The sequence below is a fragment of the Rhodococcus ruber NBRC 15591 genome (genome assembly GCF_001894945.1).
Taxonomy (GTDB): Bacteria; Actinomycetota; Actinomycetes; order Mycobacteriales; family Mycobacteriaceae; genus Rhodococcus; species Rhodococcus ruber.
The window spans coordinates 69,440-81,515 of record NZ_BCXE01000027.1 but is presented as its reverse complement, the minus strand read 5'-3'; the positions used below and the strand labels follow the sequence as shown (position 1 = coordinate 81,515).

Genomic DNA, 12,076 nt, shown 5'->3' with positions numbered 1-12,076 from the left:
GAAGGCCAAGCCGGGCGGGCTGCAGATGAAGGGCGGGCTCAAGGCCCCGGGCGCCAAGAAGGCCGCCCCGGCGGCTCCGGCCGCCAAGGCTCCCGCCACCGAGGCTCCCGCCTCCGCGGAAGCACCCGCTGCGGAAGCACCGGCTACGGAAGCACCCGCTGCCGAGACTTCGACGGCTCCCGAGCCGCCGAAGGCGAAGCCGGGCGGCCTGGCCTTCAAGGGTGGAGCAAAGGCTCCCGGCGCCCGCAAGGCCGCCGCGCCGACAGCTCCAGCCGAGAAGTCCGAGCCGGCTGGAAAGCCCGAGCCGGCTGAGAAGCCCGCGGCCCCCGAAAAGGCACCGGAACCGGCGCACGCACCCCCGGGTGAGGCACCCGATCCGGACGCCCCGCCGGAGAAGGCACCGGAGCCCGAGACGCAGTCGACCAACGGCGCGGAGGCAACGCCGACCAACGGTGCGGAGGCAACGCCGACCAATGGCGCCGAGGCCTCGCCGACCAATGGCGCCGAGTCCCCGGCTCCCCCGCAGGCCAAGCCCGGCGCGCTGGGCTTCCGGTCCGGCGCCAAGGCCCCCGGCCGGCGCTCGTAACGCCAGCGACGCCCCCCACCTCGTGTGGGGGGCGTCGTCGTCTTCCCGAGCAGACACCCTTTCTACCGTCCTTGCACCCCTTGCGTACGCCCACAGCGGGGGCAAGCACGCGACGACGGGTGCAAGCTCGACCTCAGACCCTGAACGTCCCGGTGGGCCGCGGGCCCCGCGCGGCCCGCGTGATCGCCTCCCGGATGCGGTCGGCGACCACCAGGGGTACGGCCAGCTCGTCCCACACCCAGCGCACCACGGTCCAGCCGGCGTCGCGCAGACGATCCTCACGCTGCTTCTCCCGCCACACCGTCTCCTCCGGCGCGACGTCGTCGCCCCGGTACTTCACGCGTCCGTCGAACTCACCGATCACGCCGTGGTCCGGGAGCAGGAAATCGACCCGGGCCAGCCACCGTCCCCGGGCGTCGTGGACCGTCGCCTGGGTCAGTGGTATCGGAAGTCCGGCGCGGACGAACAGCACGCGGCTGCGGGACTCGCCGACGCTCTCGCTCCGTCCGTCCATGAACTGCGCCGCGCGCAGGCCCTTCGCATGACCGGGGTGGCGGACGTTGCGCGCCAGCGCATCGGTCACGTCGGCGACGGAGATCCCGCACGTGTGCAGGGCGTGGTCCCCTGCGACGACGGCCTGCTCGAACGGAAGGGTGCGGGCGAGGTCGGCGACGGTGCGCGCGACGGTCAGCACGCGCGCTCCGTCGATCTCGGTGACCTCGTCGGGAGCGAACGGCGACGCATGCAGGTTCCGTCCCGGCGTGCGCTTCGCTCCCCCGGCGCGGTTGCGGGTCAGGTGGACGTCGTCCAGCGGGGTGTGCCACAGGGCGAGGCCGTGCAGGACGGCGGCCGAGACGTGGCTGAGCGCGGCGTCGGAACGGATCGCCCCGGCCACCGCGACGGCCCGGCGGTGGTGGCGGCCGTATTCGTCGAGCTGCGAATAACTCTCGGCCGGCAGGTAAGCGCCGCGGTGGACGCGGTGCCAGTGCCCGCGCCCGCACAGTCGCCGGATCTCGCGATCGCTGACGCCCCGCTCGAGGGCCGCAGCGCGCCGGATGATGTCGTGTTCGTCGCCCATGCGGTCACAGTGCCGTATCGGGCCGGGCGCACACTGCGACGACGGCGGGACCGACTCGATCTGTGGATGGATCGCCCGGTTGTGGACAGCCGAGCTTGCGCCGGATATCGCGTCCTTGCACCCGAATTCGACGGCCGCATCGGGTGCAAGCATCCGGATACGGGTGTCAGCTGTGCCGGGCGATGAGCTCCTCGCGACGTGCGGGATCGAGGTTCACGCGCGAGACGTCACCGTCGTAGTGGTCGAGCAGTCGCGGGTCCATCACCTTGCGCCACAGCGGCGGAACGAACGACAGCAGGATCATGACGGCGTAGCCGGCGGGCAGCTGCGGCGCCTCCTCCATCGTGCGCAGCGTCTGGTAGCGCCGCAGCGGATTGGCGTGGTGGTCGCTGTGCCGCTGCAGGTGGTAGAGGAACAGGTTGCTGCAGCTGTGGTCGCTGTTCCAGCTGTGCCGGGGCGCCACACGCACGTAGGAACCGTCGGGTCGCTGCTCGCGCAGCAGGCCGTAGTGCTCGAGGTAGTTGGCGGCCTCGAGGAACATCACCGCCAGGACCGCCTGCACGATCAGCCACGGCGCGACGGACCACCCGAACACCGCGATCAGCCCGGCGTACAGCACGACGGTCAGCGCCCAGGCGTTCAGGACGTTGTTGCGGGGACTCCACCAGGGCAGCCCGCGACGGGCCAGGCGGTCGCGCTCGTACCGCCAGCCCGACCGGACGCCACCGAACACCGAGCGCGGCAGGAACTTCCAGTACGTCTCGCCGAACCGGGCCGTCGCGGCGTCCTCTGGGGTGGCGACGCGCAGATGGTGACCGTGGTTGTGTTCGACGAAGAAATGCCCGTACCCGGACTGGGCGAGGGCGATCTTGGCGAGCCGGCGTTCGAGGTCGGTGCGCTTGTGCCCGAGCTCGTGCGCGGCGTTGATGCCGACGCCGCCGACCACGCCGACGGTGGCGGCCATCGCGAACCGCTCGGGCCAGCCCATCGGCGCGACGGTCCAGACCCAGCAGGCGAAGACGAGACCGGCGTACTGCAGCGGCAGGTACAGGTAGGTGCACCAGCGGTAGTACCGGTCCTCCTCGAGCTCACGCACGAGTTCTTCCGGCGGGTTGGCCTTGTCGACGCCGGTGAATCGATCGACGAGCGGGACGATCACCGCGATCAGCAGCGCGCCGAACGCCCAGAAGAGTCCCAGACGCAGGTACTCGACGAGCACCCACGCGACGAACGGGCTCAGCGGGACGGCGAGCCCGCACAGCCACAGGTATCGCTTGCGGTCCCGCCACTGCGCCACAGCGGCACCGTCCCCCACCATCTACACCAACCCCCTGGTTGTCTCGCCCATCCCCCGAACATCACGGTTCCCACATGCGTATGCCCGCGACGCGCCGGAATGTTACCGAATGGTAGGACAAAAGAGACGAACTGCCCAATGGGTTGTGACCTGGACCGAAAGCAGCAGCGGCGCCGCACCGAAGGTGCAGCGCCGCCGAATTGTCGGGACGAACCCGCTCAGATGGGACGAACCCCCTGGGCCTGCGGACCCTTCTGTCCCTGTCCGATCTCGAACTCGACCCGGGCCCCTTCGTCCAGCGACTTGAAACCGGAACCCTGGATCTCCGAGTAGTGAACGAACACGTCGGGTCCACCGCCGTCCTGCTCGATGAAGCCGAAACCCTTTTCGGCGTTGAACCACTTCACAGTTCCCTGTGCCATACCGTACGACTCCTCAATCCACCCGCGCGTCACCCCGACGCCACGGTCACAAGTCGTCATGATTGCACTTTTCGGGCCGAACGTCGCGGTGGACGCGGCGACGCGCCCCAAATCCGGCTGAAACCCGGTTGCGGACGGGTGGCACCATGGACGCCGTGAGTACAGGAGAACAGGGCCACCTTCACCACCGCATCAGCCGGAAACTCGAGCAGTCCGCGAAGCTGCAGAACGTGCTGTACGAGATCCGCGGGCCGGTGCACGCGCACGCCGCGCGGCTCGAGGCGGAGGGGCACCGCATCCTCAAGCTCAACATCGGCAACCCGGCGCCGTTCGGGTTCGAGGCGCCGGAGACGATCGTGCAGGACATGATCGCCGCGCTGCCCCACGCCCAGGGTTACTCGGAGTCGAAGGGCATCGCGTCGGCGCGCCGGGCCATCGTCACCCGCTACGAACTCGTGCCGGGCTTCCCGAAGCTCGACATCAACGACGTCTACCTCGGCAACGGCGTCTCCGAGCTGATCACGATGACGATGCAGGCCCTGCTCGACGACGGCGACGAGGTGCTGATCCCGGCGCCGGACTACCCGCTGTGGACGGCGATGACGTCCCTGGCCGGGGGCACGCCGGTGCACTACCTGTGCGACGAGTCCAACGAGTGGAATCCCGACATCGAGGACATCGAGTCGAAGATCACGGACAAGACCAAGGCCCTGCTGGTCATCAACCCGAACAACCCGACGGGCGCCGTGTACTCGCTCGAGGTGCTCGAACAGCTGGTGCAGCTGGCCCGCCGGCACCAGCTGCTGCTCCTGGCCGACGAGATCTACGACAAGATCCTCTACGACGACGCCAAGCACATCTCCCTGGCCACCCTCGCCCCCGACCTGCTGTGCCTGACCTACAACGGCCTGTCGAAGGCCTACCGGGTGGCCGGATACCGGTCGGGGTGGATGACGATCACCGGTCCGAAGGAGCACGCGGCCGGCTTCCTCGAGGGCATCGACCTGCTCGCCTCGACCCGCCTGTGCCCCAACGTGCCGGCTCAGCACGCGATCCAGGTCGCGCTCGGCGGGCATCAGAGCATCGAGGACCTGATCCTGCCCGGTGGCCGGCTGCTCGAGCAGCGCGACGTCGCGTGGGAGCGCCTGAACTCGATCCCCGGGGTGAGCTGCGTCAAGCCCCGCGGCGCCCTGTACGCCTTCCCGCGCCTCGATCCGGACGTGTACGAGATCCACGACGACGAGAAGCTGGTCCAGGACCTGTTGCTGCAGGAGAAGATCCTGATGGTGCAGGGCACCGGCTTCAACTGGCCGGATCCGGACCATCTGCGGATCGTGACGCTGCCCTGGGCCCGCGACCTCGCGGTGGCCATCGAACGGTTCGGCAACTTCCTGTCCAGCTACAAGCAGTGATCTCCACGAGAATCGACCGCCGTCACGACACGCCCGGGATGCGCGACACGCCGAACGTTGTCGAATGTATATGTACCCCCATGCGAACTGCATCGCCGCAGGCCGGGACGTCGACCACGAACCGGGAACGAGCGTTCGGCCGGGTTCCGGTGAGGACCGACACACCGTAGGTACTACCCGTCGGACCGACAGAAGCAGTACGTTTGTCTACGGCACCTCAGCGTGCTGGGCTCCCTGATCATCGCCACCCCCCTGTGCGAGATCAGGTCGACGGTGGCGGGGACACCCCCCTGCTCCCCGCCACCACCAGCCCATCTCCCCCGCGAGTGACCGCGGACTCCGCGATGCGACTTCACCGAGACCACGTCGTTACCCTGTGTCGGTGACACGAGCAGAGCCCACCGGCCCCAGCCACGGACACGGACACGGGCACGGACACGGCCACTTCTCCGGACCCGTCCCCGTCGGACCCACCGCCGCGAAGGTCGTCGTCGGACTCCTCGTCGTGATCGGCATCGCCGTGCTCGCGGGCGCCGTCGCCCTGTGGCCGAGCCGCGAGGCCGTCGACATCCCGGCCCCGCTCCAGACCACCGGCGGCGGAGCCGTCGTCACCGAGGCCGGCACCGTCGTCGAACAGGACATCGGCGCGTGCGGCAGCAGTTCGGCCGGCCGCCCCTTCACCGGCGACCCCGTCCCGCCTCCCACCGAGGCCTACCAGTGCCAGCGCAGCATCGTCACGATCGATTCGGGCCCCAACGAGGGCACCCGCACCCTGCTCGAGATCGGGCCGGGCCCGGGGCAGCCCGACCTGCGCGTCGGCGAGGAGATCCGGCTCGTGCGGCAGGTCGACCCGTCCGGCGCCACCCAGTACTCGTTCTACGACTACGCCCGCGGCCTCCCGATCGCGCTCATCATCACGGCCTTCGCCGTGGTCATCGTCGCCGTCGCCCGCTGGCGCGGCCTGCGCGCCCTGCTCGGCCTGCTGATCGCATTCGGTGTGCTCGTGGTGTTCATGCTCCCCGCGTTGCTCGACGGCCAACCCGCCGTGCCCGTCGCGCTGGTCGGCGGCGCGATCATTCTCTACGCCGTGCTGTATCTCGCGCACGGGGTCAACCTGCGCACCAGTTCGGCCCTGCTCGGCACCCTCGCGTCGATGCTGCTCGCCGCCGTGCTCTCGTACGTCACGATCCGGATGACCCACCTGACCGGGCTGTCCGAGGAACAGAACACCGACGTGCAGCTGTACCTCGAACAGGTCAGCATCACCGGCCTGCTGCTCGCCGGCTTCATCATCGGCTCCCTCGGTGTCCTCAACGACGTGACCATCACCCAGGCGGCGTCGGCGTTCGAGCTGGCGGCCCTCGACCCCACCGCCTCGCGCCGGAAGGTGTTCTCCTCCGCGATGCGGGTCGGCCGCGACCACATCGCCAGCACGGTCTACACCCTGGTGCTGGCGTACGCCGGTGGCGCCCTGCCGCTGTTGCTGCTGTTCAGCGTCGCCGGCCGGTCCATGTCGGACGTGCTCACCGGCGACGCCGTCGCCATCGAGGTGGTGCGGGCGTGTGTGGGCGGCATCGCACTGGCGCTGTCCGTTCCGCTGACCACCGGCATCGCCGCGCTGCTGGCCCGGCCCGGCGCCCCCGAGCCCGTCGCCCGCAAGGGCCGGCATGCCCGGTGACCGTTTCCGGGGCCGCGCGCGTCGGGGAACGTGCGCACGATAGGTATTCTTCCTCTGTTGTCGTCCGGAACGAGGGAACCGGAGTCACGGCACGCGAGATCGAAGGGCAGGGGCCATGTTCTCCGAGCAGCACAGGCCTGCCGGCGCACCACCAGGAATCGGCACCACCACTTCGTCGGTCGCTCTGGACACCGACTGGGCCCGGGAGGAGCCGTCGGTCCTGCTGATCGAGGACGACGCGGGCGACGCGCTCATCGTCGAGGAACTGGTGGCGGACAGCGCCCAGGGCATGCGCCTGGAATGGGTTCAGACGATGGCCGCGGCGCGCGCCGAACTGGACGCCGGCCTGCCCGACTGCATCCTGCTGGATCTGCATCTGCCCGACGCGCAGGGCATGGACGCCCTCGCGCGGGTCCAGCAGTACGCCGCCGGCGTCCCGGTCGTGGTGCTGACCGGCCTCGCCGAGGAGCAGACGGGCCTGGCGGCGGTCGCCGCCGGCGCGCAGGACTATCTCGTCAAGGGACGCGTAGAGCCGGACCTGTTCGGCCGCACCGTGCGCTACGCCATCCAGCGCAAGCAGGCCGAGCACGCCGCCGTCGCGTTGCAGGCCAGCCGGCTGCAGGCCCGGGAGAACGCCCGCCTCGAACGCGGACTGCTGCCGTCGCCGATGCTGCACGGCACCGGCGACGTGGACATCGTGGCCCGCTACCGGCCCGGACGCGAGCAGTCGCTGCTCGGCGGCGACTTCTACGACGTCGTCCAGACCGAGGACGGCACCGTGCACGTGCTCATCGGCGACGTCAGCGGGCACGGTCCCGACGAGGCCGCACTCGGGGTGAGCCTGCGGATCGCCTGGCGCACCCTGGTGGTCACCGGCGTCACGGGTGTCACCCAGTTGCAGAAGCTCGAGCGGATCATGGTCGCCGAGCGCGCGAACGAACGGCACTTCGCCACCCTCACCAGTCTCGCGATGTCGCCGGACCGGCGCCGGGTGCAGGTGATGCGCGCCGGGCATCCGGGTCTGCTGCTGCACAGCCCTCGGGGGGTCGACTGGGTCGAGGCGCCCGGCGGACCCGCCATCGGGTTGCTGCCCGGTGTGTCGACGTGGCCCGTGCACGAGTTGGAGCTGCCGGAAGGCGGCGGCATCATGTTGTTCACCGACGGGCTGTTCGAAGGCCGGGTCGGCGACGGCGGGGAACGCCTCGGCGAGGAGGGGCTGCTGCGGCTGGCCCGCGAGGAGGGTCACCTGACGCCCGAGGCCTTCGTCGACACCCTGATCGACCGGGCCGAGGCCCTGGCGGAAAGTCACGGAGGACTCGGCGACGACGTGGCCGTGGTGCACGTGCGATGGAGCGAGAAGGCAACGGAGCAGGCATGAGAGACCCGTCGAAGCCCGAACCCAAGGTCGAGCGGGTGCGCTCGCGGCTGACGGTCCAGAGTTGGTTCCAGGTCGCCTTCGCGGTCCTTGCCGTGTTCGTCGTTCTCGGCACCATCGTGGGCGGGTACTTCATCCAGCGCACCGCCCAGATCACCGACGAGCTCGTCGACCAGATCCAACCGGCCCGCGCCGAGGCATACCGGCTGCAGGCGGCTCTGCTGGATCAGGAGACCGGCGCCCGCGGCTATGCCGCCACCGGCGACGTCGAGTTCCTCGCCCCGTACCTGACCGGCAAACGCGTCGAGCAGGAGGCCGCCGACCGGATGCGCGAGTTCACCACCGGCCATCCGGAGCTGCTCGCCGACGTCGACGAGATCGAGGCAGCGGCCGAGGCCTGGCGCGCCGACTACGCCGACCCGCTCGTCGCGAGCGTCGTCCCCGGCGTCCCCGCACCGGTGGATCCCGCGACCACCGAGCGCGGCCGGACGACGTTCGACGCCATGCGCACCCTGTTCGAGGAGCAGAACGCGGCACTCGTCCAGGCCCGCGCGGACGGCTACGACGACCTGATCCACGCCCGGACCATCCGCAACTCCGTGCTGGTGGCGATGGTGGCGGGCTTCCTGCTCACCGGCCTGCTCATGGTGGTCCTGGTGCACAACCTCGTCGCGATGCCGCTGGTCAGCCTGCGTGCGGCGACGCGGCGGGTCGTCGCGGACGGCAACTTCGACCAGCACATCCACCCTCAGGGCCCGAAGGACATCCGGATCCTGGCCCGGGACGTCGAGGAGATGCGCGGGCGCATCGTGTTCGCGCTGGCCGCCGCCCACGCCCAGCACCAGCAACTCGCCCAGCAGAAGGCCGACCTCGACACCCAGGCCGAGGAACTGCGGCGCTCGAACGCCGAGCTCGAGCAGTTCGCCTACGTCGCCTCCCACGACCTGCAGGAGCCGCTGCGCAAGGTCGCCTCGTTCTGCCAGCTGCTCGAGAAGCGCTACGGCGACAAGCTCGACGAGCGCGGCGCCCAGTACATCGCGTTCGCCGTCGACGGCGCCAAGCGCATGCAGGTCCTCATCAACGACCTGCTGACCTTCTCCCGCGTCGGGCGGGTCAGCGACGCCCACGTACGCGTCGACCTGGATCAGCAGTTGGACAAGGCGCTGGCCAACCTGGCCGCGGCGATCGACGAGTCCGGCGCGCGGGTCGAGCGTCCCGAGAACCTGCCCGAGATCACGGGCGATCCGACCCTGCTGACGATGCTCTGGCAGAATCTGCTGGGCAACGCGATCAAGTTCCGTCACCCCGACCGCACTCCCGTCCTGCAGATCACCTGCGAGCGGGACGAGGGAGACCAGGACGGGCCCAGCAGCTGGACGCTGTGCGTCGCGGACAACGGCATCGGCATCGACCCCGAGTTCGCCGAGAAGGTGTTCGTCATCTTCCAGCGTCTCCACGGCCGCGACGTCTACACCGGCACCGGTATCGGGCTGGCGGTGTGCAAGAAGATCGTCGAGTACCACGGTGGCAGGATCTGGATCGACACCGAGCACACCGAGGGCACCCGGTTCTGCTTCACCGTTCCGGCCCTGCCCGACGAAGAACCCGAAGCGCCCGCCCCGGCCGACACCGACCTCGAAGGAGCCCCCGCATGACCCCCGCCGAGCCCATCGACGTCCTGCTGGTCGAAGACGACCCGGGCGACGAGCTGATGACCCGCGAGGCCTTCGAGGACAACAAGATCGGCAACGAGCTGCACGTGGTCCGCGACGGCGAGGAGGCCCTGGACTTCCTGTACCAGCGCGGCGCCTACACCGAGGCGCCGCGGCCCGACCTGATCCTGCTGGACCTCAACCTGCCCAAGTACGACGGGCGGCAGGTCCTCGAGAAGATCAAGTCCGACCCGGATCTGTCCGACATCCCGGTCGTGGTGCTGACCACCTCGGCCGCCGAGGAGGACATCCTGCGCAGCTACCGGCTGCACGCCAACGCGTACGTCACCAAGCCGGTGGATCTCGACCAGTTCATCGGGGCGGTCCGGCAGATCGACGAGTTCTTCGTGCAGGTCGTCCGGCTGCCGCGCCGCCGGTAGTCGTCACCGCCGGTAGTCGTCACTGCCGGTAGTCGTCACTGCCGGTAGTCGTCACAGCCGGTAGTCGTCACAGCCGGTAGTCGTCACCACGGAGGCTCCCCGCCCCGCCGGTGCGGCTGTCGTCAGATGCTCCAGCGCATGGTGACGACGGTCCCGGTCTCGGCCGGGGCCACGGTCGCCGTGTCCGAGAGGGAGTTGATCAGCGTGAGGCCGTGACCGCGGGAGCTGGTACCCGGGTCCGTGTCGTTCGCGCGCCAGCTGCCCCGGTCGATGATGGCGACCTCGACCTGACGGTCGCCCGGGATGAGCGTCGCCTCGAGGTCGAGGGTGCCCGACGCGCCGTCGCGGTAGGCGTGCTCGACGGCGTTGGCGAGCGCCTCGTAGCTGGCCAGCAGCACGTCGCGGGTCAGCTCGGGGCTCACGTGCACCGCGTCGAGCCAGCGTTCGAGAGCACGCCGCAGCACGGTCAGCTGACCGGGCTCGGCGCGCACGCGCCGATAGGCGAGCGTGACCGAGTCGCACAGCGGGGTGTTCTGCGGCGAAAACATCGTCTGTACTCTAACCTGTCGCGCCGGACGCCATCGGACACGAGGTCCCACGGGCGGCGCCCGGGCCCGTCAGATCGGCAGCCGCAGCTCCGGCGGCACTTCGATCGTGGGCAGCGGCGGCAGTGGCGGCAGCGTCGGCACCGGGATGTTCAGGCCGGGAATCAACGGCGGCGGCGCCGTCGTGGGAGGCGGCGGAGGCGGTACCACGCGCTCGGTCGTGGGGTCCTCGACCGGCGGGACGGTCGTGGTGGTCGTCGGTGCCGGTGCCGGCGCGACGGCGGGTGCCGGCTGCGGGGTCGGCGACGGCGTCGTCACGATCACCTCGGTCTGCCGGGTCTCCGACTCGTCGTCGCCGGCGAGAGTGTTCTGGGCGCCCAGCGCCAGGCCGATCATGGCGACGACGCCCAGGGCGGTGCCGGCCAGCCCGGCCCCGCTGATCTGCCGCTTGGACACGTGCGGTTCGTGAGCGGTCGCCGCCCGCTTCCGCCCCGGTGTCCTGGTCTCGTCGGCCGGTGCGGGCGTGGCGGGGCGCGGCAGCCGCTCGGTGCGGTGCGGCGCCGTGCCGCCCGGCGGGACGATGCGTTCGGTCGCGGCCGGGGCGGCGAGTTGTTCGGTGACCGCGGTGTCCGCGGCGACGGCACGCAGGGCACCGCCCTTGGCCAGGACGAGTTCGGGTTCGTGCGGCACCACGACGGGCAGCTTCGTCCACGTCTCGAGCACCCGGCGCACCAGGCGGACGTGGGCCCCGCCGCCGAGCAGCACGATCGTCTCCGGCCGGGCGCCGGACCGCTGCACGACGTCGCGCACGAACCGTGCCGAGCCCTCGACGAGCGGGGTGATCAGCGGTTCGAACGTCTCCAGGGACATGAGGATCACCCCGGCGGCACCCGGCACGGCGACGGCGTCACTGCCGGACAGCTGTTCCTTCGCCGTCCGGCACTGGGCGACGAACTCCTCGTCCTCGGGGTCGTCGGGCCGCCACACGCCGTCCGAGCCGAGCAGGTGCAGGCGCACCGCGTCGTCGAACAGGCGCCCGGCGACGGCCCCGGTGCGTTCGGTGTGCACGGCGCCGGTGCTGCGGTCGGCGACGGTGACGGTGAGCCCGGACGCGCCGAGGTCGTAGAGGACCGCGACGTCGGCGGTGAGCTCGCCGGTGGCCCGCAGGTACGTCAGTGCGGCTTCGGACTCGCCGACGAGCCGGTAGCGGTCGAGTCCCTGCTCGGCCATCGCGGCGCGGAGCCGTTCGGCCTCGGCGGCGTCGCGGTACACCAGGCCCGCGCGCTCGACGCTCTCCCCCGCGATGCCGGCCTGCACGAGCACGCCCACGGTCTGCGCCGCGAGGCGTGCCGGGTCGTCCCGTCTGGTCTCGACCACCTGGAACTGGTAGCCCGCGGAGGGTGCGTCCGGATCGATCGGACGAACGATCCGGACGGCACTCGTCCCTGCGGTCACCCCGAGAACCGAACTCATCAGCCGCCTTCTGATCGTGTTTTGCGCCGCACAGCCTCCCCCGGCGCATCCCGACCGCCCGATGCTACCGAACGGTCCGGACAGACCCCCGGCCGAATCGGACATGCGGCCCGGGAAC

General features: G+C 70.5%; 10 protein-coding genes and 1 pseudogene. 6 read left to right on the top strand and 5 right to left on the bottom strand.

The window, feature by feature from the left end; genetic code table 11:
- Positions 1 to 586: pseudogene (locus tag RR3_RS18275) on the top strand (Fe-S oxidoreductase); the annotation flags it as partial.
- Positions 587 to 719: 133 nt separating this feature from the next.
- Here the strand turns inward: RR3_RS18275 and RR3_RS18270 are convergent.
- The 3 genes from RR3_RS18270 to RR3_RS18260 form a co-directional block, all read right to left on the bottom strand.
- A complete protein-coding gene (locus RR3_RS18270; RefSeq protein WP_048772063.1) occupies positions 720 to 1,664 on the bottom strand; it encodes a type IV toxin-antitoxin system AbiEi family antitoxin domain-containing protein in 945 nt (314 codons plus the stop codon).
- A gap of 166 nt (positions 1,665 to 1,830) precedes the next feature.
- Positions 1,831 to 2,982 carry an alkane 1-monooxygenase gene (locus tag RR3_RS18265; RefSeq protein ID WP_010593273.1) on the bottom strand — a complete coding sequence of 384 codons (1,152 nt, stop codon included), beginning with the start codon at positions 2,980 to 2,982 and terminating at the stop codon, positions 1,831 to 1,833.
- 197 nt (positions 2,983 to 3,179) lie between these two features.
- Positions 3,180 to 3,383, bottom strand: coding sequence for a cold-shock protein (locus tag RR3_RS18260; RefSeq protein ID WP_003938894.1), 204 nt, complete (start codon positions 3,381 to 3,383; stop codon positions 3,180 to 3,182).
- A gap of 146 nt (positions 3,384 to 3,529) precedes the next feature.
- On the opposite strand from RR3_RS18260, the gene RR3_RS18255 reads away from it, so the two are divergent.
- The 5 genes from RR3_RS18255 to RR3_RS18235 all read left to right on the top strand — a co-directional run bounded on the left by RR3_RS18255 (position 3,530) and on the right by RR3_RS18235 (position 9,940).
- Positions 3,530 to 4,795 (top strand): pyridoxal phosphate-dependent aminotransferase, encoded by a 1,266-nt coding sequence (locus tag RR3_RS18255; protein WP_017682223.1) that lies wholly within the window; start codon positions 3,530 to 3,532, stop codon positions 4,793 to 4,795.
- Positions 4,796 to 5,171: 376 nt separating this feature from the next.
- The gene (locus tag RR3_RS18250; RefSeq protein ID WP_082900334.1) at positions 5,172 to 6,473 is read left to right on the top strand and encodes a YibE/F family protein; all 1,302 of its coding nucleotides are present in this window, start codon (positions 5,172 to 5,174) and stop codon (positions 6,471 to 6,473) included.
- 115 nt (positions 6,474 to 6,588) lie between these two features.
- A complete protein-coding gene (locus RR3_RS18245; RefSeq protein ID WP_017682225.1) occupies positions 6,589 to 7,851 on the top strand; it encodes a PP2C family protein-serine/threonine phosphatase in 1,263 nt (420 codons plus the stop codon).
- The gene (locus RR3_RS18240) at positions 7,848 to 9,503 is read left to right on the top strand and encodes a sensor histidine kinase (RefSeq protein WP_064066708.1); all 1,656 of its coding nucleotides are present in this window, start codon (positions 7,848 to 7,850) and stop codon (positions 9,501 to 9,503) included. Before RR3_RS18245 ends, RR3_RS18240 begins: the two co-directional genes overlap by 4 nt.
- Positions 9,500 to 9,940: a response regulator gene (locus RR3_RS18235; protein WP_017682227.1), complete on the top strand. Its 441-nt coding sequence runs from the start codon at positions 9,500 to 9,502 to the stop codon at positions 9,938 to 9,940. The genes RR3_RS18240 and RR3_RS18235 overlap by 4 nt, the downstream gene beginning before the upstream one ends.
- A gap of 122 nt (positions 9,941 to 10,062) precedes the next feature.
- Here RR3_RS18235 and RR3_RS18230 read toward each other — a convergent pair whose 3' ends face one another.
- Together RR3_RS18230 and RR3_RS18225 are read right to left on the bottom strand one after the other, a co-directional pair.
- On the bottom strand, positions 10,063 to 10,488 hold the full coding sequence (locus RR3_RS18230; RefSeq protein ID WP_017682228.1) for an ATP-binding protein: 426 nt from the start codon (positions 10,486 to 10,488) through the stop codon (positions 10,063 to 10,065).
- A 69-nt stretch (positions 10,489 to 10,557) separates the two neighbouring features.
- A complete protein-coding gene (locus RR3_RS18225; protein WP_017682229.1) occupies positions 10,558 to 11,958 on the bottom strand; it encodes a DUF7159 family protein in 1,401 nt (466 codons plus the stop codon).
- Positions 11,959 to 12,076: the final 118 nt, after the last annotated feature.